Here is a 4,754-nt window from a genome sequence, read left to right on the forward strand (position 1 = left end):
GCGACAAGATTGTTAGGCAGTCGCAGTTCCAGGTCGCGAGTGAGGAAGCGCGACCTGCTCAACGGCGTTGGCAAGGGATCCGACATAGCCATCTGCGCCTAGCGTCCGCTGTATATCTGCGTTGCTCAGTGCGGCTTCACCCTGCGGCCACATGCCAACTAGAATGCGAGCCTCCGGCGCACGCCCACGAAGCCGGCGAACGAGATATCGGAGCTGTGCAGGTGTCCCCGTCACCTCTAGATAGGAAATGGTAATCACGTCGATGCCAGTGACATCCAGCGTTGCGACCGTCTCCCTAGACACATCGGCATTGGGGACTCGCTTTGCCTCCAGGCCGCGTTGGCCGAGAAGCTGAGCCAGCATTGCCGTGACGGCATTATCGAAGGCGCCGTGGCCCGCGACGCACAGGACGTTCGGTGTCAAAGGCAACGCTTGCTCTGCCCCGGCCGGGGGTCGGAGATCGTCGATAACCGACAGCATCGATCGGGTCATCCGAACCGCGCCGGCTTTATCGATCGTCCCGCGCGCTTCATCCTCTACCGCCAATTTGAGACCTTCGAGCACGACACCGTCATAATAGTCCGTCAGCGAACGGTCGGCCAGCAAGGCCTCTGCCTGCGCAAGCGCTTCGTCCGGGTTGTTTGCGAGTATTCGCTGGTAAAAGCTTTCGACAGGCGTGAGGGCGGGCCGATCACCTAGCAGCACATCGAAGAATTCCAGGCTCTTCACGTGCCGGCCCATCACTACCAAACACAGGGTCAGCGGCGTCGACATGATGAGGCCGATAGGTCCCCATAACCAGGTCCAGAAGACTGCCGAGACGATTACTGATACAGGAGAAAGCCCGGTCGAATGGCCGTAAAGCAGCGGCTCCACGACGTAGCCAGTGACGGGTTCGACAACCGCAAAGAGCGCGACGACTTCGAGCGTCATCCCCCAGCCCGGATCGACGGCCGCACCGAGGGCTGCAGGTGCAACTGCAGCCAGAAGCGAGCCGATATAGGGGACAAAGCGCAGGAGGCCTGCCATGACGCCCCACATGGCCGGCGAGGGTACGCCGATCAGCCAAAGCCCCAATCCGATAACAAGGCCAAAACAGGTGTTCACCGCGAGTTGAGAGAGGAAGTATTTGCTCAAGCGCTGTCCGGCGTCGTCGAGCGCTCGGGTCGTGCGATGAAGGTCACTGGAGCCGAACACGCGGATAAAGCGGTCGCGCAAATCCTCCTTCTGCATAAGCACGAAGATCGCGACGATGAGAACGATGATCGTCGTCTCGAGCGGACCCAAGATTGGCTCAACAACGGTCTTAGCAATCGTGAAAGGTGACGTGCTTTCCTGAACGACCTCGACCGGTATCGGTCGGCGTTGGCCCGATGCTGGTCCAGCACCACTATTAAGCGTTGGGGCTGCCCCCTGTACGTTTCTGGTCTTGCCACCGCCAAGCGCCTTGGTGACCGACGCCATGCGCGTCAGAGCGAACCCCTGGATACCTTCGACCTTGGCCTCGATAGTCTTGGCATATTGCGGCGCGTTGGCGGTCAGCGAAGCGGCTTGGCTGCCGATCAGCGTGCCCGCCAACCCCAACACCCCGAGTGCTGCCAGCACAGTCAGAATGACAGCGGGTGCGCGCCAGAGGCGAAACTTCTGCAGGAAATTCACGACCGGTGACAGCACAAAGGAGAGCATCACGGCTAGCGTGATCGGTATCAGCACCTCCTGCCCGAAATAGAGTGCGGCGATGACGAGTGTGCCGACCGCAACCCCAGCCAGTGTCTTCAATTCGGGCGCGGAGGTCGGTGCGATCTGCAAAGCCCCAGGCGTATCTGCTGGCTCCTCACGGCTGCCTGTCAACACGTTCTTATAGCCAGCGACGTTGTCGAGGTTGTTCATGGAGTTGCTTTCGAAATAACGGGGCAGGCGTTAGCGTGCACGAGCATGTGCACGCCACGTCAGCAGGGCACCACCTGCCAGGCACAGTAATCCGCGTCCTGCAGACCTGCGCTGACCGATTAATGTGAGACCGCTCGCGATAAGGGTCATGGGGATCACGCCTACCTGAACATCGCCGACATGCCGGCTGACCCTTGACGCCAGAACGCCCGCTACCAACGGCGCCATTGCCGATGGTGGTGATGAGTCAGCCGTTTTAGGCGCCGAGGCCGCCTGGTCAAAAGACTGATCCGTAGACGTTGCAAGAGACCCCCTTGGCTTTGGCGCGTCAGCGGTCGTATCGGCCATTTTTGCGCCGCGCTCGCCCATCGGTGTTTCCGGACCCGTTGTCGTATCCTGCGCGGTCTGGCGCTCGATCTCGGCGTTCAGTTCCGCACCGAGAAGGACGACGAAGGCGGTGACGTACAACCACATCAAGAACGAAACGACTGCGCCAAGCGCGCCGTAGGTGGCGTTGTAACCGGCAAAGTTGCTGACGTAGAGACCGAACAGGAACGTGGCGAGTAGCGCGCCGACGCTCGCAAAAACCGCACCTGGCGTCAGCCAGGTCCATTTCGCGTCCTGACGGTCAGGACCATAGCGGTAGACCACGGCTATTAGCCCACTGGCGACCAGCGCGGTGCCGATCCACAGGCCACCTGTGATCAAGGGCGCGGCAAAGGCTGGCAAGTGGATCACGGTGCCGATCAGGCTCATCGCGCTGATCGCGATCATGGCAACGATCGCAGCGAGTACCGCACCGATGGTAAAGGCGAGCGAAAGACCTGTCGTTCGGAAGAAGTTGCGCGTCTCGCGTTCGCCGTAGGTGACGTTCAGCGCACCGATGACTGACGTTGCGCCGCGCATCGCTCCGTAAATTGCCAGCAAAGTTGCCATGATCAGACCGATCGTCGTCCGTGTGACTGGCGTTTCAGTCAGGCTTTTCAATTGCTCCGCGACAATCTTGGCAGCATCGGTCGGTAGGATCTTCATCAACGTCTGCAGATGGCCAGCGATGTCGCTGGGATCGGCGACGATGCCGTAGATCAGCACGATCGACGCCAGCATCGGTACGAACGCCAGAAAGCTGTAAAACGCTACCCCTGCTGCCAAGAGGCTTATGTTGTCCTCACCGGTTTCCGACCAGGTCCGAACCAGGATATCGCGCCAACCCGCCTTCGGAATATGCCAAAATTCACGCGCTGCCCGTCCACGACCTCGGGTGGGCATCGCGTCTGGTGCTTGGCCGTCGGCGGAAGAATGTGATACTGAGGACGAAGCCATTACTGGCGGACTGTCTTGGCGCGCGCGTCGATGGCGTCCGCACGCGTGTCGGCTTCGTTACGAATAACTTTTGCCTGCGCATCGAGTTTGTCGGCGCGGTCATCTGCTTCCTTGCGGATATTGCGTGCCTGCTGCTTCAGTTCAGCTGCTTGGGCATCACGGGCTTTTGTAGCAGCTGTCGTAGCGCGGTCTCGCGCTTCACCTAGTTTCTCGTTCGGGCCATGGCCTTCGTAAGGTAGCCCATTAGCCGCGGCCGCGGCCTTGTCCCGATCCTTGCCATCCTTTTCAGCGGGGCCATCACACGCGGCGAGCAAAGCCAATGTTACGAGAGCGAGAACGAAATGTTTCATAGTGAGGGCGCCGAGTTTTCGGTCTGCGTTTGCCTTGCTAGTAGCGGCAGGCGTCACAGATCCTTGGGTGTAAGATGAACCATAAACGCATCCTGCCTCACAAAGCCCAATTGCCCGGCTGGCAACGTTCGCGGAAGAACCAGATAGTCCGGATGTCAGGCAATGTCTGGCTGCTAACGCGCGGGTTGTACTTCGGGCGTGACTGGCTGAGCGGTCCCCTGTGCTGCTTGTGCAGGCATGGACTGACTTCCACGAGGAGGGCCGTGAGGCTCCTTCTGCAGGCCTTGAATGCCCGACCATATGACCACGCCTACCATCACCACGAGTAGCAGAAAAATGATCTTCGCGGCGATGCCGACAGGTTTGTTTCCGCGTCTGCGCATCTCGTGCTCCTATTTTGGCCGGGCAAAGAGAAGTGCCGGAAGCTTGCTGGACGCTATGATCACGCGCGGCTCCGGTCGCATAGCGGGATACGGGTCTGAAGACCGCATCCCGCTAATGATTATCGCAGGTTCTTGTCGTCGCCAGACATTTGCGACTGCACGCTTTCCTTGCTCGCATCGGCCACCTCTTGCGCAGCCTGCTTGGCGTGGCTCAGAAGCTCGCCGCTTTTCAGTTCGCCGAGGAGGTCGCCGACCGGCTTGTCGGCGGTCAGGCCATGGGTCTGGGCGCTGTCTTTGAAGGCATCCAACGTATCTCCGGCCACCTGCGCACCGCGATTGACGACATCCTGGGCAAGGTCACGTCCCTTTGCTTTCAAAGTGCCGGCAAAACTGCCCAGCGCTCGTTCCTCCTCGTCGCTGACCGGGATCAGTACGCCTGCGACAAGCCCAACCAGAGCTGCTGCCGTCCCGAGTACGACAGGATTGCTGATCGGTGATCCCGTGTGGCCACCCCCTTGCCCCTTACCGCGGATCCAGCCAGCGACACGGTTTACCGTCGAGCTAGTGCTGTTTTGCAGGTCGTGGGATGCCTCTACCAAGCTGTCGCCTGCAGACGCCACGGCATCCTTGATGCGCTGGGCATAGGAAGCGCTCGTATCCGAGGCGTTTCGTGCAACGCCGAGGACCTGTCCGCGAGCGTCGTCGAGCCGGCTGGCATGCACATCCGTATGCTCGTCGTGAAGCTGCACGACGTTTGCCTCGGCAGCACGTAACCGGCTCGACAGATCGTTGCCGGCCTTTGCCTGCC

At 60.3% G+C, this 4,754-nt stretch carries 4 protein-coding genes; all 4 read right to left on the minus strand.

What is annotated here, in order from left to right; all coding sequences use genetic code 11:
- Window positions 1–12 precede the first annotated feature (12 nt).
- Window positions 13–1,890 (minus strand): AI-2E family transporter, encoded by a 1,878-nt coding sequence (locus tag sphst_RS12500; protein WP_051916256.1) that lies wholly within the window; start codon window positions 1,888–1,890, stop codon window positions 13–15.
- A gap of 30 nt (window positions 1,891–1,920) precedes the next feature.
- On the minus strand, window positions 1,921–3,159 hold the full coding sequence (locus tag sphst_RS12505) for a YihY/virulence factor BrkB family protein (RefSeq protein ID WP_159043613.1): 1,239 nt from the start codon (window positions 3,157–3,159) through the stop codon (window positions 1,921–1,923).
- Between the two features lie 53 nt (window positions 3,160–3,212).
- A complete protein-coding gene (locus tag sphst_RS12510) occupies window positions 3,213–3,563 on the minus strand; it encodes a hypothetical protein (RefSeq protein ID WP_081877446.1) in 351 nt (116 codons plus the stop codon).
- 502 nt (window positions 3,564–4,065) lie between these two features.
- A partial coding sequence (locus sphst_RS20605) for a hypothetical protein (RefSeq protein ID WP_442800400.1) occupies window positions 4,066–4,754 on the minus strand: 689 nt, incomplete at its 5' end.

The sequence above is a fragment of the Sphingomonas sp. STIS6.2 genome (assembly GCF_000732685.2).
Taxonomy (GTDB): Bacteria; Pseudomonadota; Alphaproteobacteria; order Sphingomonadales; family Sphingomonadaceae; genus Sphingomonas; species Sphingomonas aerolata.

What these genes read in the sequence shown, in the direction of transcription:
- sphst_RS12500 (WP_051916256.1), bottom strand. Translation starts at nt 1,890, where the DNA reads ATGAACAACCTCGACAACGTCGCTGGCTATAAGAACGTGTTGACAGGC.
- sphst_RS12505 (WP_159043613.1), bottom strand. Translation starts at nt 3,159, where the DNA reads ATGCCCACCCGAGGTCGTGGACGGGCAGCGCGTGAATTTTGGCATATT.
- sphst_RS12510 (WP_081877446.1), bottom strand. Translation starts at nt 3,563, where the DNA reads ATGAAACATTTCGTTCTCGCTCTCGTAACATTGGCTTTGCTCGCCGCG.